Source organism: Yoonia sp. (assembly GCF_046498525.1).
Classification (GTDB): Bacteria; Pseudomonadota; Alphaproteobacteria; order Rhodobacterales; family Rhodobacteraceae; genus Yoonia.
In genome coordinates, this window is record NZ_JAWOAN010000144.1 from 1 (window position 1) to 22,026 (window position 22,026).

General features: G+C 58.5%; 22 protein-coding genes and 1 pseudogene. 14 read left to right on the top strand and 9 right to left on the bottom strand.

Features of this window, described 5'->3' with window-relative positions:
• From R6T97_RS09525 to R6T97_RS09535, 3 genes are all read right to left on the bottom strand, one after another.
• Positions 1-1,490, bottom strand: a 1,490-nt coding sequence (locus R6T97_RS09525; RefSeq protein WP_410349060.1) for a DNA translocase FtsK 4TM domain-containing protein, incomplete at its 3' end; no start/stop codon positions are given.
• A gap of 11 nt (positions 1,491-1,501) precedes the next feature.
• The gene (locus R6T97_RS09530) at positions 1,502-2,677 is read right to left on the bottom strand and encodes an aminotransferase class I/II-fold pyridoxal phosphate-dependent enzyme (protein WP_410349061.1); all 1,176 of its coding nucleotides are present in this window, start codon (positions 2,675-2,677) and stop codon (positions 1,502-1,504) included.
• Between the two features lie 116 nt (positions 2,678-2,793).
• Entirely contained in the window at positions 2,794-4,122 is a 1,329-nt protein-coding gene (locus tag R6T97_RS09535) for an amidase (RefSeq protein WP_410349080.1), read from the bottom strand.
• Between the two features lie 43 nt (positions 4,123-4,165).
• Between R6T97_RS09535 and R6T97_RS09540 the strand changes: the two genes are divergently transcribed.
• The 8 genes from R6T97_RS09540 to R6T97_RS09575 all read left to right on the top strand — a co-directional run bounded on the left by R6T97_RS09540 (position 4,166) and on the right by R6T97_RS09575 (position 14,451).
• Positions 4,166-5,413 (top strand): UbiH/UbiF/VisC/COQ6 family ubiquinone biosynthesis hydroxylase, encoded by a 1,248-nt coding sequence (locus R6T97_RS09540; protein ID WP_410349062.1) that lies wholly within the window; start codon positions 4,166-4,168, stop codon positions 5,411-5,413.
• A 406-nt stretch (positions 5,414-5,819) separates the two neighbouring features.
• Positions 5,820-7,784, top strand: a complete 1,965-nt coding sequence (gene acs / locus R6T97_RS09545) for an acetate--CoA ligase (protein ID WP_410349063.1) — start codon at positions 5,820-5,822, stop codon at positions 7,782-7,784.
• Positions 7,784-8,470 (top strand): adenylate kinase, encoded by a 687-nt coding sequence (locus tag R6T97_RS09550; RefSeq protein ID WP_410349064.1) that lies wholly within the window; start codon positions 7,784-7,786, stop codon positions 8,468-8,470. Before acs ends, R6T97_RS09550 begins: the two co-directional genes overlap by 1 nt.
• A gap of 64 nt (positions 8,471-8,534) precedes the next feature.
• Positions 8,535-8,816, top strand: a complete 282-nt coding sequence (locus R6T97_RS09555; RefSeq protein ID WP_410349065.1) for a DUF4212 domain-containing protein — start codon at positions 8,535-8,537, stop codon at positions 8,814-8,816.
• Between the two features lie 4 nt (positions 8,817-8,820).
• Positions 8,821-10,620 carry a sodium:solute symporter family protein gene (locus R6T97_RS09560; RefSeq protein WP_410349066.1) on the top strand — a complete coding sequence of 600 codons (1,800 nt, stop codon included), beginning with the start codon at positions 8,821-8,823 and terminating at the stop codon, positions 10,618-10,620.
• 63 nt (positions 10,621-10,683) lie between these two features.
• On the top strand, positions 10,684-12,516 hold the full coding sequence (locus R6T97_RS09565) for a DUF294 nucleotidyltransferase-like domain-containing protein (protein WP_410349067.1): 1,833 nt from the start codon (positions 10,684-10,686) through the stop codon (positions 12,514-12,516).
• 26 nt (positions 12,517-12,542) lie between these two features.
• Positions 12,543-13,064, top strand: a complete 522-nt coding sequence (locus R6T97_RS09570) for a hypothetical protein (protein ID WP_410349068.1) — start codon at positions 12,543-12,545, stop codon at positions 13,062-13,064.
• A 1-nt stretch (position 13,065) separates the two neighbouring features.
• The gene (locus R6T97_RS09575) at positions 13,066-14,451 is read left to right on the top strand and encodes an exonuclease domain-containing protein (RefSeq protein ID WP_410349069.1); all 1,386 of its coding nucleotides are present in this window, start codon (positions 13,066-13,068) and stop codon (positions 14,449-14,451) included.
• Between the two features lie 9 nt (positions 14,452-14,460).
• On the opposite strand, the gene R6T97_RS09580 is transcribed toward R6T97_RS09575, so the two are convergent.
• From R6T97_RS09580 to R6T97_RS09590, 3 genes are read right to left on the bottom strand one after another with little or no spacing between them, the layout of a single operon-like run.
• Complete coding sequence (locus R6T97_RS09580) at positions 14,461-14,640, bottom strand: Trm112 family protein (RefSeq protein WP_410349070.1); 180 nt, start codon at positions 14,638-14,640, stop codon at positions 14,461-14,463.
• Positions 14,637-15,278, bottom strand: coding sequence for an LON peptidase substrate-binding domain-containing protein (locus R6T97_RS09585; RefSeq protein WP_410349071.1), 642 nt, complete (start codon positions 15,276-15,278; stop codon positions 14,637-14,639). The genes R6T97_RS09580 and R6T97_RS09585 overlap by 4 nt, the downstream gene beginning before the upstream one ends.
• Before the next feature lie 27 nt (positions 15,279-15,305).
• Entirely contained in the window at positions 15,306-16,223 is a 918-nt protein-coding gene (locus tag R6T97_RS09590) for a tetratricopeptide repeat protein (protein WP_410349072.1), read from the bottom strand.
• Positions 16,224-16,432: 209 nt separating this feature from the next.
• On the opposite strand from R6T97_RS09590, the gene R6T97_RS09595 reads away from it, so the two are divergent.
• Entirely contained in the window at positions 16,433-16,834 is a 402-nt protein-coding gene (locus R6T97_RS09595) for an NUDIX hydrolase (protein WP_410349073.1), read from the top strand.
• A 20-nt stretch (positions 16,835-16,854) separates the two neighbouring features.
• Here the strand turns inward: R6T97_RS09595 and R6T97_RS09600 are convergent, their stop codons facing one another.
• A complete protein-coding gene (locus R6T97_RS09600; protein ID WP_410349074.1) occupies positions 16,855-17,571 on the bottom strand; it encodes a phosphodiester glycosidase family protein in 717 nt (238 codons plus the stop codon).
• Positions 17,571-17,966 carry a 30S ribosome-binding factor RbfA gene (gene rbfA, locus R6T97_RS09605; protein ID WP_410349075.1) on the bottom strand — a complete coding sequence of 132 codons (396 nt, stop codon included), beginning with the start codon at positions 17,964-17,966 and terminating at the stop codon, positions 17,571-17,573. Before rbfA ends, R6T97_RS09600 begins: the two co-directional genes overlap by 1 nt.
• A gap of 97 nt (positions 17,967-18,063) precedes the next feature.
• Between rbfA and dapB the strand changes: the two genes are divergently transcribed.
• From dapB to R6T97_RS09620, 3 genes are all read left to right on the top strand, one after another.
• Complete coding sequence (dapB, locus tag R6T97_RS09610; protein ID WP_410349076.1) at positions 18,064-18,873, top strand: 4-hydroxy-tetrahydrodipicolinate reductase; 810 nt, start codon at positions 18,064-18,066, stop codon at positions 18,871-18,873.
• A gap of 29 nt (positions 18,874-18,902) precedes the next feature.
• Entirely contained in the window at positions 18,903-19,352 is a 450-nt protein-coding gene (rpiB, locus tag R6T97_RS09615) for a ribose 5-phosphate isomerase B (RefSeq protein ID WP_410349077.1), read from the top strand.
• Between the two features lie 120 nt (positions 19,353-19,472).
• On the top strand, positions 19,473-19,835 hold the full coding sequence (locus tag R6T97_RS09620; protein WP_410349078.1) for a dihydrodipicolinate reductase: 363 nt from the start codon (positions 19,473-19,475) through the stop codon (positions 19,833-19,835).
• Between the two features lies 1 nt (position 19,836).
• On the opposite strand, the gene R6T97_RS09625 is transcribed toward R6T97_RS09620, so the two are convergent.
• The gene (locus R6T97_RS09625; protein ID WP_410349079.1) at positions 19,837-20,406 is read right to left on the bottom strand and encodes a hemerythrin domain-containing protein; all 570 of its coding nucleotides are present in this window, start codon (positions 20,404-20,406) and stop codon (positions 19,837-19,839) included.
• 284 nt (positions 20,407-20,690) lie between these two features.
• Here R6T97_RS09625 and R6T97_RS09630 point away from each other — a divergent pair.
• Positions 20,691-21,890 (top strand): annotated as a pseudogene (locus R6T97_RS09630) (peptide ABC transporter substrate-binding protein); the annotation flags it as partial.
• Between the two features lie 50 nt (positions 21,891-21,940).
• On the top strand, positions 21,941-22,026 hold an 86-nt coding region (locus tag R6T97_RS09635), incomplete at its 3' end, for a hypothetical protein (protein ID WP_410349081.1).

Consider the following 22,026-nt stretch of genomic DNA (forward strand, 5'->3'; position numbering starts at 1 on the left):
AGCATCCGCGCATTTTCTTCCAAAGCCTCGTCGCTGAGGTGATGGCGCTGGATCTCGATCGGATTGGTCAGCAGGCCCAAAGGCGGATGCTCATAGCTGGCATATTTAACATCGAACTTGAGCGCTGGTTGCGCCTCGGCCTTGGCCTGACGTGACGGTTGCTGTGCACGCTTGGGTGGGTGTTGCACCACGCTGCGCGACTCTGGCGGCGGGGCCATCACAGGCGGCGTCGGCACATGGACCTTGGGGATCGGCATATGAGGCTCGGCCATGCGTGGGGCGTCTTCCATGTCTTCGACCAAGGACTCGTCTGCAAAAGCATCTTCATCCAGCGGTTCGAAAACCAAAGGCAAGGGGCCGCGACCGGCGGTCAGCGACGGCTCGATCCGGACACCGGTGGGTGATGGCGGCACAGAGCGGCTTTTGATTGCATCGGCAATGCGTGCGCTGACGCGGTCAGTGTCACCTGCAGTGGGACTGGTATGATCAACCGGCTCAGGCGTGACCAGTTCCGGTTCAGGCATCGCTTCATTTCGCTTAAGCAATCCCGACAGGAACCCACCACCTTGCGGTTCCGGTGCTGGGGTACGCGCTGGCGCGGCAAGTGGGGGCGCAGGCGGCATCTTGGGTGCGGTCAACGGCGGTTCTTTGGTCGGCACGACAGGGTTGGCACGCACGACGGCTGCAGCGCGGGTGCGTGCGTCGTCCTGCAATGGCGGAACCGAGAACGGATCTCGCAACGCTGGCTCTTCGGCGCGCGCGGCACGGGCCTCGTGTATTTGCTGCCGGCGGGCCTGCATAGTGGCCGACATCCCTTGGGCAGCCTGCGCGGAAAGCGAGGCCCCCTTGCCCAAGACACGCAATAGCATGGCATAGAGCATCACCGTTCCAAGCAAGACAAAGCGGCCAGCCGCTTTCATTTCAGGACGGGTAAAGCCCAAAATGAAAGCAATCAGCGCCAGAAGGGCCACACCAGTCAGGAACGACAACAGCTTGACCCCAAAGATCGCACCGACAGGCGCGATTGTCAGGATAACACCCAACACGGTGTCCCCGAATAGCCCGCCAAGGCCAAAGTTCGCAGGCCAGTCTGTGCCCGGGGTCAGCGTCGCGGCATGCACCGACGCAAGAATAATCGCGACCGGCACAAAAACCAGACGCCCAATGGCGCGTTCCTGCCCGTGGTGCATGACAAATCGCACGCCCCACATGACAAGAGCGAGCGGCATGACCCAAACCCCAAGACCGATCACCATCATCAACGGCGCCGCAGCAGAGGCACCAAAATGGCCCAGCCAGTTCTGCACAGGCGCATCCGTCGCGGAAATCCAGCTTGGATCGTTGGGTGAATAGCTGCCCACCATCACTGCAATCAGCAACCCGACAAGGATCAGACCAAGGCCCAAAAGCTCTTTGGTGCGCTTTTCAATCGCTGCCTGCGTCGTGCTGTCCAAAAGCGGATCGCGCCGCCGGGATTGGTAAGATGCCATGCTGTTCTTCCTCAACCAAACAAACAGCGGCGGATCAGGGTCAGACCGCGCTGCAATTCTTCTTCTGGGGCCACCATAGCGACCCGAATATATGTCTTGCCGGGATTTTCCCCGTTTGCGTCCTGGCTCAGATACGCGCCGGGCAGCACGCGCACACCCGTTTCCTGCCAAAGCTTCACTGCGGCAGTCTCGCCGTCATCGACAGGCAGCCACAAGAAGAAACCCGCCTGTGGCGCGTGATAGCCCTCCAGATCCGCAAAGATCCTATCCGCGATCTCGTACTTGCGGTGATAAAGCGCGCGGTTTGCCACAACATGCGCTTCGTCATTCCACGCAGCCGCCGCGACCGCCTGCAAAGGCTCTGGCAGCGGCGCGCCCGCGAAGGCGCGCAACATGCGCAACCGCGCGATGGACTGCGGACCGCCCGCACAAAAACCGGACCGCAATCCCGGAAGGTTCGACCGTTTCGAAAGCGAATGAAAAATCAGAACCCGCTCAGGATCGGCACCCATTTCCCGAGCGGTCTGCAATGCGCCGGGGGGTGGCGTGTCGCGGTAAATCTCGGAATAACATTCATCCGCAAAAATGATGAAATCATGCTTTTCCGCCAGCGCAATCAGGTTGCGCCAATAATCCACATCCGCGACAGCACCCTGCGGATTTGCAGGCGAACAGACATAAGCGATGGCCGTCCGATCCAGCATATCTGCGGACAACGCATGAAAATCAGGCAAATGTCCGCTTTCGACAGTGGCAGGAACATAGACCGGCTTTGCCCCAACGGAACGTGCCGCAACGGCATAGACCTGATAAAACGGGTTCGGTGTCAGAATTACGGGCTGACCATTTTTTTCTTCGCGGCACAAGGCCATCGCCGCGTTATAAAGCCCTTCGCGGGTGCCGTTCAGTGCCAGAATCTGATCGTTCGGCACGTCCAGACCATAACGGCGCCCCAGAAAGCCCCCGATAGCGTCAAGCAAAGAGGGCGTGCCATAGTTGTCAGGGTATTTGGCAAAACCCGCCAGATTATCCGCAAGGATATCGCCCACAAACGCAGGAAACGCATGGCGCGGTTCGCCAATCGTCATGTTGATCGTCTCGGACGCCTGTGTCGGCACGTCTAACAATGCACGCAAGCGTGGCCACGTCGCTGCCGGAAGGTCCGAAAACCGTTCAGGAAATACCATAACTGCCTCAATTCACCGGATCATTTCGCCCGAGTTTTTCACAAACTAGCCCGTCAGCGGCGGCTCTGTCCAGAACAAGGCAAAAAACAGAGCAGTTTTTGTGGCTTTTCGGTCAGTTAGGTCAAAGCCCGCTCTGCCGCAGCCGCCAGTCGCAAAAGCCGTTCTTCAGTCCCATGCTGACCGTTGAACATGATGCCGCAGGACGGTACGCCCGTTGGCAGGGTGATCGAACACACATCCAGCAGGTTCGCGACGCGGGTGTTGCGCAACGCCAGCAGGTTCTCTGCCTTGTAGTATGCGTCATCGTTCAAGAGCCGGTCCGCATTCGGCGGCAGGATCGGCGCGGTCGGCATGATCACTGCGTCAAACTGCGCGGTCTCTGCGTAATACTGTTTGCGGATGTCGCGCAGCATGTTCCAGCCTGCGCAATAGTCGGCTCCGCCCACTGTCCGCCCGCCACGCACACGTTCCAGTATCTGCGGGAACATCTTTTCGGGACTGGCTTCCACCAAGTCACGCCACCAGCCATAGCTGTCAGCGGCATAAAGATCACCAGTCACCCTGAACGCATCGAAAAGCTGTGCAAAATAGCGATGCTCAATCTGTGCACCGGCGGCACGCAGTTGCGCAACGGCCTTGTCAAACGCTTCGCGCGGAGCATCACGCACATCGTCAGGGACAATCGTATCAAGGACCATCAAACGCATACCATCAAGGGAATTTCCCGCAAGATCCGCCGGCTTGTTACCCTCCAACACAGCCAAGAGCAGATTGGCATCTTCGACCGTCCGGCACAGTGGACCAACCGTATCGAATGTCAGGCAGAGCGGAACGGTGCCTTCCAGAGAAATCCGCCCATGTGTGGTCTTCAGCCCCACAAGATCGTTCCACGCCGAGGGGATACGCACCGAACCGCCGGTATCAGTTCCGATGCCAGCAGCCGCCAGACCGTAAGCAACAGAGGTCGCAGCCCCGGATGATGACCCGCCCGGCACGGCGTCGTGGTCATTCACACAGGGGGGCGTCGCCGTGATCGGGTTCAGGCCAAGGCCGGAAAACGCAATCTCGGACATGTGCGTTTTACCAAGGCACACCAACCCCGCCGCCGTCGCCGCCTTGACTACCTCTGCGTCCTGATCGGGGACACGGCCTTTCATCAGCGCCGTGCCCGCCTCTGTTCCGACACCAGCCGTGTCGAAAAGGTCTTTCCACGACACCGGAACGCCATCCAGCGCGCTGCGGCGCAGCCCTGCCTTGGCCCGCTCCGATGCTGCCTGCGCCTCGGCGCGCGCCCGGTCATGCGTGACACGGGCATAGATGCGATCACGGAATTCATGCGCGTCGATGGCCTCCAGATACACCTCTGTCAGTGCGACAGGATCAATATCGCCTGCACCAATGCCGCGCCCAAGGTCCGCAGCCGTCATCCATCGCCAGTCTTGCATGTCATTCTCTCCATTTGGCGCGACGGTAGCGGCCATCAGGCGCATGGACAATCCCGCACGGCCGCGCATATTGCACATCATGGATATAGATTTGATCATCGTAGGTGGCGGACTGAATGGGCCTGCCTTGGCACTGGCGGCGGCGCAGGCCGGATTCAAAGTGACCATCATCGACAGCCTGCCACTTGATACGCGCAAGCGTGTGGACTTTGACGGGCGCAGTTATGCGCTCGCCCATGCATCCATGCGCCTTTTGCGCGGGATCGGCATCTGGCCCGCGATCAGTGACAAAGCCCAGCCCATGCTGGAAATCAAGGTAACAGACGGGCGCGCCGGTGAAGGCCCATCGCCCTGGATGCTTCACTTTGACCATGCCGAGATCGAAGAAGGCCCAATGGGTTTCATGGTCGAAGACCGGCATTTGCGGCGGGCCTTCCTTGATGCCATGGCAGAAGAAGACCGCATCACGCATCTGTCGGGCGAAACCGTCGTGGCGCAGTCAGTGGATACCGCCAGCGCCACCGTCACGCTGGCATCTGGCAACCGGGTCACTGGCAAGCTGCTGATCGGATCGGACGGGCGCAAGAGCGGAACCGCCGAGCGTGCGGGGATCAAGCGCACGGGATGGGGTTATGGGCAAACAGCCGTCGTTTGCGCCGTGAAGCATGAAAAACCGCATCACGGCATCGCGCACCAATTCTTTATGCCCAGTGGCCCGCTGGCCATTTTACCGCTGACCAAAGACCGCAGTTCAATTGTATGGAGCGAGACCGACGCGCGGGCGAAGGAACTCATGGCGATGCGTGACGAAGATTTCCTCGCAGCGCTACGCCCTGCTTTTGGCAGTTTTCTGGGGCAGATCAGTCTGACCGGGGCGCGCTTCAGCTATCCATTGGGGCTGACGCTCGCCAATAGCTTTATTGCAGACAGAGTGGCACTGATCGGGGACGCAGCACACGGGGTGCACCCGATTGCCGGACAGGGGTTGAACGCCGGCCTACGGGACGTCGCGGCCTTGGCCGAGGTGCTGGAAGAAGCACGCGGGCGCGGCGAAGACATCGGTGGGGGCCAAACACTTGCGCGCTATCAGCAATGGCGACGGTTCGACACTGTGACGCTGGCTTTGGCGACTGATACTTTCAACCGGCTTTTCTCAAACGACAACCCGGTGCTGCGGACGGCACGCGATATCGGCATGGGGCTGGTGAATGCAGCGCCCGGTCTGCGCCGGAGCTTCATTCGTGAAGCTGCCGGCCTCACAGGCGATCTGCCGCGTTTGATGCGCAGCTAGACGCAAGTCGCACTAAGGTTTGTGCGGCGCTGCTCGAATCAGCGCCAGCCCTTCTTTTTTGCTCTTTCTTGAGCATCGCTGTGACCGCTAACATAGATCACGACATTGGTCCGAACATGCCCCGGAAAATGGTCTTTGCCGCATGAGAGGGTATTGCACCGGGTTTCGTGACGTTACGTCATTAAAGCGCCAACACATTGCAGTTTAAGGCAAAAGCAAGGCAAGCGTAACTCCGATTTACAGCATGTGCAGCATGTCTTGTTATTTTATTTACACAAAAACTAAGCCAATTCAGTTATTTGCCCTGCTTGGCACCGTATACAATAGAATACATTTACGATCAGACGGGTAAGCTCATAGCCAATTACCAAAGTACTTCCCGTCGCGTTCGCAAGGAGGAGCTACTATGAACACCGATACCGTCTCACTGACAGAGACAAAGACGGGTGCGTCCAAACGGGTGCCGCACGTCAATGCACAGCAGTATCAGTCGCTATATGAGGCGTCGATCAGCGATCCGGATAAATTCTGGGCGGAACAAGGCAAACGCCTTGATTGGATCAAGCCGTTCACCAAGGTGCAGGACGTTGATTTCACTCTCGGCAATGTCTCGATAAAATGGTTCGAAGACGGTGTTCTGAATGTTTCCGCCAACTGTATCGACCGCCATCTCGAAACACGCGGCGATCAGACGGCGATCATCTGGGAACCGGATGATCCAAACGACAAGGCTCTTCACATTACTTACAAAGACCTGCACCGCAGTGTCTGCAAGATGGCCAACATCCTTGAAACGCTGGGCGTGCGCAAAGGCGACCGAGTCGTGATCTACCTTCCCATGATCCCGGAAGCCGCGTACGCGATGCTGGCCTGCGCGCGGATTGGCGCGATCCATTCCATCGTCTTCGCCGGTTTCTCGCCCGATGCGCTGGGTGCGCGGATCAATGGTTGCGATGCCAAGGTCGTCATTACCGCAGACGAGGCCCCGCGCGGCGGGCGCAAAACTGCGCTGAAGTCAAACACGGACGCCGCCCTGCTGCACTGCAACGACAAGGTGAAATGTCTGGTGGTCAAGCGCACAGGCGGCCAGACCACATGGACCGACCGCGACTATGACTACAACGAAATGGCGCTGGAAGCCGACGATCACTGCGCCCCCGCACAGATGAACGCCGAAGACCCATTGTTCATCCTTTATACCTCAGGCTCCACTGGTCAGCCTAAAGGTGTCGTCCATACATCCGGCGGCTATCTGACCTACGCGGCCATGACACACGAACTGGTATTCGATTACCACGAAGGCGATATCTTCTGGTGTACCGCCGATGTCGGTTGGGTCACAGGGCACAGCTATATCGTCTATGGCCCGCTGGCCAACGGCGCGACCACGATCATGTTCGAAGGTGTACCGACCTATCCGGACGCCGGCAGGTTCTGGGCCGTTTGCGAAAAATACAAAGTGAACCAGTTCTACACGGCACCCACGGCAATCCGCGCTTTGATGGCGGCGGGCAACGGCCCTGTAGAAGCCTATGATCTGTCCGACCTGCGGGTTCTCGGGACCGTTGGCGAACCGATCAATCCCGAAGCATGGCATTGGTACAATGATGTTGTCGGCAAGGGAAATTGCCCGATCGTCGATACATGGTGGCAAACCGAAACCGGCGGTCACCTGCTGACCCCGCTGCCCGGCGCGACCGAACTGAAACCCGGCTCTGCGCAGCAGCCTTTCTTTGGTATCGTCCCCAAGGTCCTCGACCCGCAGTCAGGCGAGGAAATCACGACAACCGATGCCGAAGGCGTGCTGGTGCTGGCCACGAGCTGGCCCGGTCAGATGCGTACCGTCTGGGGCGATCATGACCGCTTCGAAAAGACCTACTTCAGCGATTACAAAGGCTACTACTTCACCGGTGACGGCTGCAAACGCGATGCGGACGGCGACTATTGGATCACTGGCCGCGTTGACGATGTAATCAACGTCTCCGGCCACCGGATGGGCACCGCCGAAGTCGAAAGCGCGCTGGTGGCTCACGCAAAGGTCGCCGAGGCCGCAGTCGTTGGCTATCCGCACGACATCAAGGGTCAGGGCATCTACGCCTACGTGACCCTGATGAACGGGCAGGAGCCATCCCAAGAACTGCGCAAGGAGCTTGAGACATGGGTCCGCACCGAGATCGGACCGATCGCCAAGCCGGACCTGATCCAATGGGCACCCGGCCTGCCCAAAACACGCTCCGGCAAGATCATGCGCCGCATCTTGCGCAAGATCGCCGAAAACGATTTCGGTGCCTTGGGTGATACCTCGACATTGGCGGAACCTGCCGTTGTCGATGACCTTATCGCAAACCGCATGAACCGGAAAGATCCGTAATGAAAGGCTCAAGCATATCACAAAAGCCCCCGGTCCTGATCCTGCTGGGGCCTCCGGGTGCTGGCAAAGGTACGCAGGCAAGGATGCTGGAAGAACGCTTTGGCCTTGTGCAACTGTCCACGGGTGATCTGCTGCGCGCAGCGGTCGCATCGGGCTCGGATGCAGGCAAGGCGGCAAAGGCCGTTATGGAGGCCGGTGATCTTGTCAGTGACGACATCGTCATCGCCATTCTGCGCGACAGGCTGGCCGCACCGGATTGTGCCAAGGGCGTGATCCTTGATGGCTTCCCGCGGACCACCTTGCAGGCAGAGGCGCTGGACCAGATGTTGGCCGAAAGTGGCCAGCAGATTGATTCCGCGATCGAGCTGGAAGTGGATGACGCGCAAATGGTGACGCGTATCGCGGGCCGCTTTACCTGTGGCGCTTGCGGAGAAGGCTATCACGACACATTCAAAGTCCCCGAGGTTGCAGACACATGCGACTGCTGTGGCGCGCAAGACATGACCCGCCGGGCAGATGACAATACTGAAACCGTGATGTCGCGCCTTGATGCATATCATGAACAAACAGCTCCGCTGGTTGCATACTACGCTGATAAAGGCGCATTACGCCGCGTCGATGCCATGGGACAGATTTCAGACATTCAAGATGCCATCGCGGCACTGACCGAACACGTCATGCCATAAGCAATTCGTCCGCGCGACGACCGCGCGGATGTAAGATAGCCAACACATTAAGGAGGAGCGCCAAATGGCGGAACAATCAACTACTGCGAAAGCAGCCCAAGACGGGGCGGGCTACTGGACCGCGAACGTCCGGATCATATTGGTGAGCTTGGTCATATGGGCACTCGTGTCTTTTGGCTTCGGCATTCTGCTGCGCCCCATGCTGTCCGGCATCGAAGTCGGCGGCACGGACCTTGGGTTCTGGTTTGCCCAGCAAGGCTCAATTCTCGTCTTTCTCGCGCTGATCTTTTTCTACGCTTGGCGGATGAACAAACTCGACCGTGAATACGGCGTAGAAGAGGACTGATCGGATGGAACAGTTTACGATTAACCTGCTGTTTGTCGGCGCGTCATTCGCGCTCTACATCGGCATCGCGATCTGGGCCCGTGCAGGGACCACGTCAGAATTCTATGCCGCAGGTCGGGGTATTCACCCTGTCACCAACGGCATGGCCACTGCGGCAGACTGGATGTCTGCGGCCTCCTTCATCTCGATGGCGGGTCTGATCGCCTTTACGGGCTATGACAACTCGACCTACCTGATGGGGTGGACCGGTGGCTATGTGCTTTTGGCGCTACTGCTTGCACCATACCTGCGCAAGTTCGGCAAGTTCACCGTGTCGGAATTTATCGGCGATCGTTTCTATTCGTCGACCGCACGCATGGTTGCCGTCCTCTGTCTCATTATTGCGTCCACGACGTATGTGATTGGCCAGATGACAGGCGTTGGCGTGGCCTTTGGCCGTTTCCTTGAAATCTCGAACACGGCCGGTCTGTTGATCGGTGCCTGTGTCGTGTTTGCCTACGCGGTGTTTGGCGGCATGAAAGGTGTGACATACACCCAAGTGGCCCAATATGTCGTGCTGATCATGGCCTACACGATCCCTGCCGTGTTCATCTCGTTGCAACTGACCGGTACGCCAATCCCGGCGCTGGGTCTGTTCTCTGAAACCACGTCAACCGGTGCGGAAGGCAGTGTTTACCTGCTGACCAAGCTTGACCAGATCGTGACCGATCTTGGTTTTGCCAGCTACACCGAGGCACACAAAGACAACCTCAACATGGTTCTCTTTACGCTGTCGCTGATGATCGGTACGGCGGGCCTGCCGCACGTGATCATGCGCTTCTTCACGGTTCCAAAAGTGTCTGACGCACGTTGGTCCGCTGGTTGGGCGCTGGTGTTCATTGCGCTGCTTTACCTCACAGCCCCGGCTGTCGGTGCCATGGCACGCCTGAATATCACCAACTTGATGTGGCCAAATGGTACGAACGGTGATGCGGTTGCGGTACAGACAATCGAAAACGCACCAGAGTACGACTGGATGCTGACATGGCAGAAAACCGGTCTTCTTGATTGGGAAGACAAGAACGGCGACGGCCTGATCCAGTACTACAACGACGGATCCGAAGCGATGGCCGCAACTGCTGCTGCAAACGGCTGGGAAGGGAACGAGTTGACCAACTTCAACCGTGACATCCTCGTGCTGGCAAACCCGGAAATCGCCAACCTGCCCAGTTGGGTGATCGGTCTGGTGGCTGCCGGTGGTCTGGCGGCGGCACTTTCCACGGCGGCGGGTCTGCTTCTGGCGATCTCGTCGGCGGTCAGCCATGATCTGCTGAAAGGTCAGTTGACACCCAACATGTCCGAAAAAGCAGAGCTGATGTCGGCCCGTATCGCCATGGCTGTCGCCATTGCCGTGGCAACAGTCCTCGGATTGAACCCTCCGGGCTTTGCGGCGCAAACCGTCGCCTTGGCCTTTGGTCTGGCAGCGGCGTCGATCTTCCCTGCATTGATGATGGGTATCTTTTCCAAGCGCATCAACAACATCGGTGCTGTGGCGGGGATGCTGTCCGGTCTGGTCTTCACACTGGTCTATATCTTCCTGCACAAAGGGTGGCTCTTCATCGCCGGGACGAACTCTTTCCCGGACACCGTTGACGGTTCTCTCTTCGGGATCCAGTCCACTGCGATCGGTGCGGTCGGCGCCTTGATCAACTTCGCTGTCGCCTATGGCGTGTCGATGATGACCAAGGACACACCGCAAGAGATCAAGGAGCTTGTCGAAAGCGTCCGTATCCCTGCCGGCGCAGCCGGTGCTGTCGATCACTAAGACAACCGGGCCAGCAGCAATCATGTTGCTGGCCCCACTTCCATTGATGCAATATCGCGAGACATGCCGATGAACGACACCGCACTTTCGTTCCTCAAGCAACTGCACCCTTACGACGCCCTCCCCGACAGGGCGTTTCATGCTTTGTGGAACGATGTGATGTTTCGGACCTATCCCGCTGGCGCCAAGATCTATGATTTGGGCGAAGAACTGGACGGGCTTTACGTCATTGAAAGCGGTCAGGTCACGGTACGTGACGAAAACGGCCACATCATTTCCCAATTGCAGCGCAAGAACTCTTTTGCAGAGCGCGGCCTGATGAAGGGCGGCATCGCTGTCACCTCGGCTTACGCGCAAGACGACTGTCGCTTGATCTGTATCCCGCCGACGCTGTTTCACAAGCTGCGCGCGGACCATGAACCCTTCCGCCGTTTCTTTGACCGAAAGCACAGCACAAAGGCGCATGACGCACTTGGCAAGTTTGATCTGACGCGCGCGCACGTCGCAACGCTGATGGTCGCTGATCCTGTGACCTGTGCGCCATCCATGACAATTCAGGCCGCCGCGCAAAAGATGCGGGACGAGAGGATTTCCTGCCTTTGCGTCGTCGAGAAGAAAAAACTCGTCGGCATCCTGACGGTGCGCGATCTGTCTGGCAAAGCACTGGCGCAAGGGCTGGCGCATGACACGCCGGTGCGTGAAATAATGACGCCCGATCCGCGGGTACTGTCCCCCTCTGCCATCGGCTCTGACGTACTTCATATGATGATGGAATACCGACTGGGGCATTTGCCCATTGTCGAAGCAGGCAAACTTGTCGGGATCGTCACACAAACCGATCTGACAAGGTTTCAGGCATCCAACACGGCCGGGTTCGTCGCAGACGCGGCGCGGGCCGAAACCACCCAAGACCTTGCCGCAGTGACCGAACGCATCCCGAACCTGCTGGTCCAACTGGTGGCAGCAGGCAACCGGCATGATGTCGTGACGCGCATGATCACCGATATTGCGGATGTCGTCACACGGCGCCTGCTGGCGCAGGCCGAGGAAAAATTCGGCCCGGCCCCTGCCCGCTATGTGTGGCTGGCCTGTGGCTCTCAAGGGCGACAGGAACAGACAGGTGTGTCGGATCAGGACAACTGCCTCATTCTGGAAGACGACATTGACGAACGTATGCTGGCTTATTTTGAACCCTTCGCACAATTCGTCAGCGACGGGCTGAATGCCTGTGGCTATGTCTATTGCCCGGGCAACATGATGGCGACAAACCCGCGTTGGCGGCAGCCCGTATCGGTTTGGCACGACTATTTCCGGCACTGGATCAAAAGCCCCGGCAAAGAGGCACAGATGCTGGCCTCTGTCATGTTCGATCTGCGGCCCATCGGCGGTGATTTCAGCCTTTTCGACGGGCTGCAGGCCAAGACCCTGAAGGCCGCTTCTGCCAATTCGATCTTTACCGCACATATGGCAACAAACGCGCTGACCCATGCGACACCGCTGGGGATGCTGAAGGGGCTGGCAACCATCCGGTCCGGCGAGCACCGCAATACAGTCGATATGAAGTTGAGCGGCGTCGTGCCTGTCGTCGACCTCGGGCGCATGTACGCGCTGCAAGGCAACCTTGAACCGGTGAACACGCGCGCGCGCCTGCAAGCGGCCATCGCGGGCGAAGTGATCAGCAAAAGTGGGGGGCGCGATCTACTGGATGCTTACGATCTGGTTGCGCAGACCCGGCTGGACCATCAGGCGCGCCAAATCAAACGCGGCAAGGCACCTGACAACTTTTTACCACCTGCGGACCTGTCCGATTTTGAACGCAGCCACTTGCGCGACGCCTTTGTCGTGATCAAAACAATGCAATCAGCCCTGATGCAGGGAAGAGGCGTCTTGGGCTAACACATAGAAAACAGGGAGGAGGCCCCATGTTTTTCGAATTGATCGGCACCATTGTGGCAGGCGCAACCGCCGCATTGCTGGTGTGGGCAATCAACAGGACGCTCAAGGGCCGACTGCCAAAGTGGCTGATACCAGCCGCTGCGGGTGCCGCGATGCTGGCCGCCACGATTTCGAGCGAATACAGTTGGTATGCACGCACAGTCGCGACCATGCCCGAAGGCATCGTCGTCGCGCAGACGATCGAGGAAACCGCGCTGTACCGTCCGTGGACATATACCGCGCCCTTTATTTCACGGTATGTGGCCGTTGACCAAGTCAGCACCCGCACGCATCCCGATCAACCCGACCAACGGCTTGTCGATCTGGTGTTTTACGGGCGCTGGACCCGCACAGCCAAGGTGCCCATGCTGTTTGATTGCGCCGAAAACCGACGTGCAGATGTGGTGGATGGCATAACCTTTGGCGAAGACGGGGCCGTCACCGATGCACAGTGGTTCCCGCTTGCGCCCAGCGACCCCCTGCTCAGGACGGCCTGCGAGGATATGTGACATGACCAGCCTCAGCCTGCGCATGCGTGTTTTCCTCTTTTTCTGCCTAATCGGCATCGGCGGGATCGTGGTCGTGCTGGCTGCGCTGTTCTTGGGTTACAGGCAATTGGGGATGCCCGATGCTATGTCCGCCTTTGTCACGGTCGGGATCACGGCAGCTTTCGGCATCCTGGCACTGGCCACCTTTGTCTGGCGGCTTTTTGACGAAAACATCAGCAAACCAATCGAAGGACTTGCCGCACAATTCAGGGTATGTGCAGATGCGGGGGTCGGGACGGCGCTCGACGAAAAGGCGGCGCGGTACCTTGGCGATCTGGGGCCTGCCGCCTTTGCGATCAGCAACAAGTTGGGACAGGCAAATCAGGCCACCGCCGAAACCGTTGCCCAGAAAACCAGCCGGCTCGAACGTCATCGCGCGCAGCTTTTGCGCATTCTGTCCGATATTCCGGTCGCCGTGATCGTCGCGACCCCGGATGACCAGATCGTCCTGTACGATGGACAGGCCGCTGACCTGATGGAACGTGAAGCGCCTGCGCGGTTGGACGGATCAGTCTGCGACTACGTGGATAAAGCCACGCTGCACGCGACACTGTCCAAGATGAAAGAGCGCGGCCAGATGCGCCACCCGGTCGCAATCAAGGGCAAGTCGGGGGCCGTTTATTCCGGCCACATCCGCGTCTTTGATGACGGCAGCGGATATATGCTCATGCTTGAACCGCTCGCCCCCGAGGCCGCGCGGCCCTTGGTCTATGACTTTGATTTGCTCGACCGGAGACCGGCGGCAGACATCAATCAATCCACCCTGCGCGATTTGACATTTGTCGTGTTCGATAGCGAAACCACCGGGCTTGACCCCAAGAAGGATGACGTCGTTCAACTGGGCGCTGTGCGCATCGTCAATGGCCGCGTCATCGCGTCAGAAACATTCGAGACGCTCGTCAATCCGGGGCGGCCCATACCGATACAATCCACCAAGGTGCATGGGATCAGCGATGCAATGGTCGCGGACGCGCCCATGTTTCCAGACGCGCGCAAGCGGTTCAAGACCTACGTCGCAAATGCCGTGCTTGTCGCGCACAATGCACCATTCGACATGGCCTTTCTCAACAGGGATGGCGTGATATTTGACAACCCCGTGATGGACACCGTCCACATTTCCGCCATCGTCTTTGGTGGATCGGCGGTGCATACACTTGATGCGCTTTGCGACAGGCTCGAAGTCGGCATACCCGACGATCTGCGCCACACTGCACTTGGCGATGCGATGGCCACTGCACATGCGTTCGCCGCTATGTTACCCATACTCGAAGTGCGCGGATTCCGGACATTTGCCGAAGTGCGCAAAGAGGCGCTCAAACATCGTCGTATTCTTGAAGTGCACGAGTAGTTGGCCGGATCACTCCAGCGACCGCGCCTCGTCGATCAACATCACCGGAATACCATTGCGGATCGGAAACGCCACCTTTCCCGCCTTGCTGACCAATTCCTGCTTTTCCGCATCATAGGTCAGCGTGGCTTGCGTGATGGGGCAGACCAGCGCCTCAAGCATCTTGGGATCGAACGCTTTTTCGGTCATTGCATTATCTCTTCACCCGATCCGCCGCGCAGGGCGAATTCAATCAAAGTCATGAGGGTTTCACGCCGCGTGGTCAAGGACGGTGCCTCAAGCAGGGCCTGCTTGTCCTCGGGCGCGAACGGACACAGCATCGAAAGTGAATTGATCAGCAATTCATCCTCGGCCTCACCAAGGCTTTCCCAATCGGTCGAAAGCCCCTGATCCACCAGAAACCGCCCAAGCGCGTCCATGAATTTTTCCCTGTCAAAGCTGTCGTCTTTTTCAGTCGGGCCAAGATCGCGGTCAAACCCCTGCCAGTTCACCTTGCAGCGGCGGTAGGGGGTGAATCCTTCCACTTCTTCCATGATCCGAAAGCGCGACGCGCCGGATAGGGTAATCATATAGCGCCCGTCCTCGGTCTCGGAAAAGGCCGTGACCTTGCCCGCACAGCCAATGCTGTGCAGCCTGCCGCCACCATTCGGCGTATCATAGGGCTGTACCATACCGATCAGCCGCGACGAGGTTTTCAACACATCATCCAGCATCGCCAAATAGCGCGGCTCAAACACATGCAGTGGCAAGCGCGCGCGCGGCAAAAGCAGCGCGCCCGGCAGGGGAAAGACAGGAATTGTGTCTGGCAGATCAGTCTTTGATATCATGTTATACAAGATAGGCCGAACAGTTCATCAGGCAAATATCATCGACGAAAGTTTTCGCCGCCCGTTCAGGACAATCGGATCTTTCGCATCATGGGCATCAAAAATCTTGAAAAGCTGTGTTTTCGCCGCCGCGTCATTCCACTCACGATCACGCCGGAACAGTTCGAGCAACTGGTTGACCGCCTCTTCTGCCTGCCCGTTCGCGTGCAGTGCTGTCGCAAGATCAAACCGCGCCTGATGGTTGTCCGGCTCGGCCTCGACCGTTGCCTGCAATTCTGCCACGGGTCCCGCGTTTGCCGCCTCGCGGGCCAGCGTGATCTGGGCATGGACCGCATCCAGCAAGGGATCGGTTGAAATTTCTGCGGGTGCGCCGTTCAGAATGGCCTCGGCCTGATCCACATCATCCAAAGCAAGATAAGACCGAACAAGCCCTGCGTAGGCGGGCGCGTTGTTCGGCTCTTCCTGCAGGATCGCGGCAAAGGTTTCTGCGGCGTCCGCAGCAGCGCCCTCTTCCAGCATCTGCCCTGCGGCTTCAATCGCCGCGGTCAGGCCTTCGTCTTCGGGTTCACCGGCCATCGCGGCGATCTTGTCAACAAAAGCGTTAATTTCGGAGGGCGGTAAGGCCCCTTGAAAGCCATCGACAGGCCGACCCTGATAAAAGGCATAAACCGTCGGGATCGACTGCACTTGCAACTGACCGGCATAGGCCTGATTGGCATCTACGTCGATCTTGACCAACTTGACGCGGCCCTTCGCATTCGTGACCGCCGCCTCGATCGCCGGACCCAGTGTCTTGCAGGGGCCACACCACGGTGCCCAGAAATCCACGATCACCGGAACGGTTTGAGAGGCTTCGATCACATCCGCCGCAAAGCTTGCGTCGGTACCTTCCTTGATCAGATCAGCGGGGGCTTGTGCGTTTGCACTTGCGTTCAATTCCAGCATCGCCTGTCTCCTTCAATTTTTCGTTGCCCCTTATATGTGCGTTCAAAGCGGCGAGGCCAAGGGGCAAAGCCGCTTTACCATTCTGCACGCCGCACCTAGCTTGGCGACATGACAAAATCAGTCCTGATATTCGCAGGTTGCAGCACCGCATCGGGCAGGCCCGAAAATGCCTGTGGCGCGCGCGGCGCCGTCAAGATCGGAGCGATCTAATGCACCCCAAGCTAGGCGCGATCGCTGTAGTCTACCGCGAAGGCCGGTTCCTGTTGGTCAAGCGCAAGAAAGAGCCCAACGCGAACACATGGGGGTTTCCGGGCGGGCATGTGGAACTGGGAGAAACAGCATTCGACGCAGCGGTACGCGAACTGGCGGAAGAAACCGGCGTGACAGCCAAGGCCGAACGGTACCTCACAAATGTCGATGTGATCACGCGGGACAAAGACGGGGCAATTCGCTTTCACTATTTGCTGGCCGTGGTGATCTGCAGCTATCAAAGCGGAACGCCAGTCGCCGCCGATGATGTCAGCGACGCGGGCTGGTTCACCCCGGCAGAGGCCGCGATGCTGCAACAAAGCCCGAACCTGCAAACCATCATCGACCAGATCGCAGGCTAAGGCACAGGTTCCGGCCCGTCCTACTCTGTCACGGCTACCATCGGCCCCAATTGGAACCCGAAGTCACTGCGCCCCAAGGCGCGCGAATAAAGTCGCGATACCTTGCCATCGAAATAGAGCGCATTGGGCAACTTCAGATAATCAAGAAAGAAGCTGCCGAATTCGTGAAAAGTGACGCTGTCGTTGGAAATCACGAAAACCGCCGTCCCGCCGTCCGCGCTGGTGCCTACCCCGTTGCGGATGAATCGCGATGTGCTGTCAGGCAGGAACCGCGGATGCAGCGCCCCGTCGATCACCAGCATCGGGCCTGATTGCGTGGCGTCACGACAGGCGGGCGCTGCGGCGACATAGTCCAGCGTTTCATAGACCTGTGCAAAGCTTTCATTGATGCAGAACACCCCGTTGGGGAGCAAACCAAAGTTACCGGGCCCGGCGTTCGTGACCACCCGCATCGTCTGCACACCGCCCTCAAGATAGTGTCCAACCGGTGAGCGGTCATTGTGATACATCCCCGCATTCATCGCAAAGGCAAGGCCGTTGACACCGGGCATTTCAGCGATTCTGCCAAAGCTGCCAATCACGGACCCGTCAGGGGCCTTGTGGAAAAGGCGCAGGTTCGCGGACGTGACATCGACCGTACAGGCAGTAAAACTTCTGCCCTCATACGTCAGGTCCTCGCAAGTCACCGCCGCTGCGGGCTGTGCCCAGAACAGCAGCAGCACAGCAAGCCAGCGCATCAGTCGTCCAGATCCTGACGCACGTGATCTTCCGCCAGCAGCGCGCGGGTTGCGTCGATCTGGTCGAACGTACCGTCTATCTCGAAACGCAGTTCAGGCGCGAATTTCATCGTGCCCCCCTTGACCACCAGATGCCGGATCTCGTGCCTGTTGCGGCGCAGGGCCTCCAGCGCCTCTTCCTTGCCCTGCCCGCCAAGCGGCAGCACGAAAGCCGTCGCGATTCGCAGATCGGATGTCATCCGCACCTCGCCCACCGTAATGGACATGCGCGCGAGGTCTTCGTCATGCACGTCACCACGTTGCAGGACTTCGGACAGGGTCCGGCGAATAACCTCGCCCACGCGCAACATGCGCTGGGTGGGGGCTTTGCCGTCTCGGTTTGAATTCTTTGCCATGCCGTTCATTTAATCGTTGTGGCCCCAGATGCCAAGCAAGGCTTTGCGTCAGCGGCAATCCGGCGCTAAACGGGTGGCCAAGAAAAGGGAATACAACATGACAGACACACCCGGCATTGTGATCACCGGCGGATCGGGCAGGATGGGCCAAATGCTGATCAAGACACTGTTGGCCTCGGACAAATGCCGCCTGGTCGGCGTGTTGGAACGGACAGGCCACGACTGGGTCGGTCAGGACGTGGGCACAGCGATGGGTGGCCAGCCCGCAGGCGTTGCCGTTACCGATGACGCGGTCGAGGTTTTCGCCAAGGCCCAAGCAGTGATCGACTTTACCGCCCCTGCCGCGACCGTGGCGTTTGCAGGCCTTGCCGCGCAGGCCCGCGCCGTGCATGTGATCGGCACCACCGGCCTGTCAGATGACGACCTGAAAGCGGTCAAGGCCGCATCGCGCCATGCCGTGATCGTGCGGGCGGGCAACATGTCGCTTGGCGTCAACCTGCTGGTGCAACTGACACGAAAGGTGGCCGCCGCACTTGATGACGACTTTGATATCGAAGTGATCGAGGCACACCACAACCAGAAAGTCGACGCGCCCTCCGGTACCGCCCTGATGCTGGGCGAGGCCGCCGCCGAAGGGCGGGGTGTGTCTCTCAAGGAGGTCAGCGACAGCGGTCGCGACGGGATCACAGGTGCGCGCAAGAAAGGCGACATCGGCTTCAGCGCCATCCGTGGCGGCGATATCGTGGGCGAACATGACGTGCTTTTTGCCGCCGCCGGTGAACGGATCGTCCTGCGTCACATCGCGACAGACCGCGCGATCTTTGCCCGTGGCGCGTTGAAAGCCGCCCTTTGGGGGCAAGACAAAGGCCCCGGTGAATACGACATGATGGATGTACTTGGCATTTAACCAAAACCAGTAGACAGGACAACACCCCTATGACCGCGAACAAACGGATCGTTCTTTCAAGCGATCATGCCGCAATCGACATGCGTCGGGCCATCGCCGATCACATCACAGCCAAGGGATGGGAGGCCGTTGATATCGGTCCGCAGACACCCGAAAGCACACACTATCCGGCACATGGTGAAGCCGCCGCGCGGCGGGTGACCTCTGGTGATTGCGCGCTTGGCATTATCCTGTGCGGGACCGGTCAGGGCATCATGATGGCTGCCAACAAGGTCAAGGGCATCCGCTGCGGCGTTTGCTCCGATGTGTTTTCCGCGCAGATGATCCGCGAACATAACGATGCCAACATGTTGTCGATGGGCGCGCGCGTGGTCGACACCCCGCTTGCACTTGAAATCGTTGACGCATTTCTGGACGCCGAATTTGAAGGCGGACGCCACGGCACGCGGGTGGATATGATCAAGGCGTTGGAGGCCTAGGGCGCAAGTCGGCCCAATTGCGCCTATTCAGCACGCTTGCAAAAAATCCTGCTGCGCAGGAGTGAACCAAACCATAATTTGCGTCGTATCAAAGGTATTCTGCGGATAACGGAGGGCCTGATGAAATACGCGATCCTGTCTTTGATCTTTGCATCCGTGGCAGTACCTGCCGCCGCTGACAGCTATGTGCCCGTGAAAGACCAGACGACTTTCCTGTCGCTGGTCGAAGGCAAGGAACTGCGTAATTTCTTTTACGGGGTCCGGCTGAACGTGCTTCCCAATGGTGAGATTGATGGATCGGCGATCGGCTGGGGCATCGAAGGACAGTGGACTTGGCAGGATGGATATTTCTGCCGCGAGCTAAGCTGGGGGGGCGACCCGATTCCCTACAACTGCCAGCTTGTCGAAGCACGCGGCGAGGACCGGGTCAGGTTTACGGTAGACCAGGGTGCAGGAGACTCTGCCTCTTTTCGTCTGCAGTGACCTAACCCAAGCCTGCCGACCCGTAGCGCAGGATCACCGGAACGATCAGTTCTTCCTCATCAACCAGATGACGGTCCAGCAGATGTTCCAGCCGCGCCAGTTCATCCCGAAAACGGCCGGCTGATGTCTGCAGTTTGCCCCGTTCACTGGCAACGCCGATGACCTCGTTCGCGCGATCCACAAATTCGGCCAGAAACGCATCAAGGTCGTGATGATCCTGATCCAGAATGGCAAAACCCTTTTCGATCCGCGCATCCTTCGTCACCAGTTTGGGAAAATAGTAATTGTCCTCGATCGTGTGATGCTCGTGCAGACCATTGACGAACATGCCGCCATAACGCGATGTCATGGCAATGTAGCGTTGGGGATCCAACTTGCGGTCCAACAGCGCCTCTGTCCCGCCGCGCAGTTCTGACATCAGCTTGCGAAACATCATGTGCCGGTCAAGCCAGAAGCGGATCAAACCATCAAAACCGGGGTCCGCTTCCCATGCGTCACGAGGGTATTCCGCCAGCAGAACCCGCACGGCATCCGGCAGTCGGTCACGATTTTCAAGGGCGAGGTTGTCCATGGAATACTCACTGCGATGGGCTTTGGAATGCAACATCATATCTTGGCACAAAATGCAAATTTTGTTCAGGGCACCGGCGCGGCCAGTTTCACTGGGGCACGATAGCGGCACCGTCTTGTTGCGTTGACCGACAAGGCGGCACTTAGACGGCCCTGTCGTCGGGTCAACCTATGATTACCCTTGCCATTTAGGGCTTCGCGTCAAAAGATAGTCCCACCAGCGCCGAACGCGCGCAAAATCCAACGATTGTATCGCCAATAGATACAACAACAGGGAGATATCTCATGACACTCAGAACCAGACTCCTCGCAACCACGTCCGCTGTATTGATCGCTACCACAGGGGCGCTCTACGCAGACGGCCACGCCACACATCCCGAGACAGGCGAGGTTCTCGCCTCTGACCAAACATTCACTTACCGCGATCTCGACGAAAGCCCGTCGATCGATCCGGGCGTTGCCGAAGACAGTGCCGGTGGCGATATCCTGCGTGACCTCTTCGAGGGGCTCTATAATCAGGACGCCGCGGGCAATCTTGTTCCGGGCGTAGCGCTCAGCCACGACGTGAGCGACGATAACCTGACATATACGTTCACGCTGCGCGACAACGCCAAGTGGTCCAACGGCGATCCGGTGACCGCCGGTGATTTCGAATATGCGTGGAAACGCGCGGCATCGCCTGAACTTGCTTCACCCTATTCATGGTTCATCGAACTGATGGCGCTGGAAAACGCCTCCGAAGTCATCGCCGGTGATGCAGAACCGTCCGCACTGGGCGTCACCGCCATCGACGACACCACGCTGGAGGTTCGGCTGACGCAACCGCTGCCATACTTTGCGCAGATGCTTACCCACTTCACGACATTCCCTGTGCATCAGGCCACAGTCGACGCATTCGGTTCTGAGTGGACCAAGCCGGGTAATATGGTGTCCAACGGTGCCTATGTGCTGACCGAACATGTGCCGCAGGAAAAACTCGTGCGTGAACGCAACGCAATGTATTGGGACAACGACAACACCATCATCGAAAAGGTCACGTCACTCGTCATCAACGATGAAAACGTCGCACTGACCCGTTATCTTGCCGGTGAACTGGACCGCACCGATGTGCCCGCAGGCCAGTTCCCGCGTCTGGCAGAGCGGTACCCCGATCAGGCCGTTTCCGTGCCCCTGTCATGTTCCTACTACTACATGTTCAACCTGCGTGACGGCGCCCCCGAAAAACTGCAGGATCCAAACGTCCGCAAAGCGCTGAGCCTTGCAGTGAATCGCGATATCATCGTCGATAACGTCCTCGCCGGTGGTCAAAAGGCGGCTTACACGTTCACCCACTGGGCAACGGCAGGGTTTGAAACGCCGGACATTCCCATGGCGACCATGACACAGGACGAGCGCAACGCGATGGCGCAAGACCTGCTGGCCGAGGCTGGCTATGGTTCCGACAATCCTTTGTCCATCGAACTGGTCTACAACACCTCAGACTCACAGACGACACGATCCCGCCACAGTTCATCAAAGCCGCGGAAAAAGGCGTTATGGACTCGTTTGAAAGCGGTTACCTGATGGGATATCCGGTCGTGGATGTCGAGGCAGTATTAACCAAAATGACAATCAGTGAATC

Bases quoted from the DNA above. Each gene is read 5' to 3' on its own strand.
- R6T97_RS09530 (WP_410349061.1), bottom strand. From the start codon at position 2,677: ATGGTATTTCCTGAACGGTTTTCGGACCTTCCGGCAGCGACGTGGCCA.
- R6T97_RS09535 (WP_410349080.1), bottom strand. From the start codon at position 4,122: ATGCAAGACTGGCGATGGATGACGGCTGCGGACCTTGGGCGCGGCATT.
- R6T97_RS09540 (WP_410349062.1), top strand. From the start codon at position 4,166: ATGGACAATCCCGCACGGCCGCGCATATTGCACATCATGGATATAGAT.
- acs (WP_410349063.1), top strand. From the start codon at position 5,820: ATGAACACCGATACCGTCTCACTGACAGAGACAAAGACGGGTGCGTCC.
- R6T97_RS09550 (WP_410349064.1), top strand. From the start codon at position 7,784: ATGAAAGGCTCAAGCATATCACAAAAGCCCCCGGTCCTGATCCTGCTG.
- R6T97_RS09555 (WP_410349065.1), top strand. From the start codon at position 8,535: ATGGCGGAACAATCAACTACTGCGAAAGCAGCCCAAGACGGGGCGGGC.
- R6T97_RS09560 (WP_410349066.1), top strand. From the start codon at position 8,821: ATGGAACAGTTTACGATTAACCTGCTGTTTGTCGGCGCGTCATTCGCG.
- R6T97_RS09565 (WP_410349067.1), top strand. From the start codon at position 10,684: ATGCCGATGAACGACACCGCACTTTCGTTCCTCAAGCAACTGCACCCT.
- R6T97_RS09570 (WP_410349068.1), top strand. From the start codon at position 12,543: ATGTTTTTCGAATTGATCGGCACCATTGTGGCAGGCGCAACCGCCGCA.
- R6T97_RS09575 (WP_410349069.1), top strand. From the start codon at position 13,066: ATGACCAGCCTCAGCCTGCGCATGCGTGTTTTCCTCTTTTTCTGCCTA.
- R6T97_RS09580 (WP_410349070.1), bottom strand. From the start codon at position 14,640: ATGACCGAAAAAGCGTTCGATCCCAAGATGCTTGAGGCGCTGGTCTGC.
- R6T97_RS09585 (WP_410349071.1), bottom strand. From the start codon at position 15,278: ATGATATCAAAGACTGATCTGCCAGACACAATTCCTGTCTTTCCCCTG.
- R6T97_RS09590 (WP_410349072.1), bottom strand. From the start codon at position 16,223: ATGCTGGAATTGAACGCAAGTGCAAACGCACAAGCCCCCGCTGATCTG.
- R6T97_RS09595 (WP_410349073.1), top strand. From the start codon at position 16,433: ATGCACCCCAAGCTAGGCGCGATCGCTGTAGTCTACCGCGAAGGCCGG.
- R6T97_RS09600 (WP_410349074.1), bottom strand. From the start codon at position 17,571: ATGCGCTGGCTTGCTGTGCTGCTGCTGTTCTGGGCACAGCCCGCAGCG.
- rbfA (WP_410349075.1), bottom strand. From the start codon at position 17,966: ATGGCAAAGAATTCAAACCGAGACGGCAAAGCCCCCACCCAGCGCATG.
- dapB (WP_410349076.1), top strand. From the start codon at position 18,064: ATGACAGACACACCCGGCATTGTGATCACCGGCGGATCGGGCAGGATG.
- rpiB (WP_410349077.1), top strand. From the start codon at position 18,903: ATGACCGCGAACAAACGGATCGTTCTTTCAAGCGATCATGCCGCAATC.
- R6T97_RS09620 (WP_410349078.1), top strand. From the start codon at position 19,473: ATGAAATACGCGATCCTGTCTTTGATCTTTGCATCCGTGGCAGTACCT.
- R6T97_RS09625 (WP_410349079.1), bottom strand. From the start codon at position 20,406: ATGGACAACCTCGCCCTTGAAAATCGTGACCGACTGCCGGATGCCGTG.